1 protein-coding gene is annotated in these 771 nt (G+C 37.1%); it reads left to right on the plus strand.

Features of this window, described 5'->3' with window-relative positions; genetic code table 11:
- On the plus strand, positions 1 to 747 hold a 747-nt coding region (locus tag QM406_RS10035), incomplete at its 5' end, for an ISL3 family transposase (RefSeq protein ID WP_414274124.1).
- Positions 748 to 771: the final 24 nt, after the last annotated feature.

Here is a 771-nt window from a genome sequence, read left to right on the forward strand (position 1 = left end):
CAAAATTTTGACAATCTCAATATCATCACTGTCCTTGAGGGGAGAACACAGGCTATCATCCGCAATCACTTTCTTCGCTACGATAGAGCAGTCCGATGTCGAGTGAAAATCATTACTATGGATATGTTTAGCCCTTACTATGACTTAGCTAGACAACTTTTTCCGTGTGCTAAAATCGTTTTGGATCGTTTTCACATTGTTCAACATCTTAGCCGAGCTATGAGTCGGGTTCGTGTCCAAATTATGAACCAATTCGATAGAAAATCTCATGAATACAAGGCCATCAAACGTTACTGGAAGCTCATTCAACAGGATAGTCGTAAACTCAGCGATACGCGATTTTATCGTCCTACTTTTCGTATGCACTTAACGAATAAAGAGATTCTAGACAAGCTTTTAAGCTATTCCGAAGACTTGAAACAGCACTATGATCTCTATCAACTATTGCTTTTTCACTTTCAGAATAAAGAGCCTAAGAAATTTTTCGGACTTATTGAAGACAATCTAAAAAAGGTTCATCCTCTTTTTCAGACTGTCTTTAAGACATTTCTAAAGGACAAGGAGAAAATCGTCAACGCCCTTCAATTACCTTATTCCAACGCCAAATTGGAAGCAACCAATAATCTCATTAAACTCATCAAACGAAATGCCTTTGGTTTTAGGAACTTTGACAACTTTAAGAAACGAATTTTCATCGCTCTTAATATAAAAATAGAGAGGACAACGATTGTCCTCTCCAGATGTTAGCTTTTTATTCAACCCACTACAGTT

Source organism: Streptococcus infantis (genome assembly GCF_047465035.1).
GTDB lineage: Bacteria > Bacillota > Bacilli > Lactobacillales > Streptococcaceae > Streptococcus > Streptococcus infantis_T.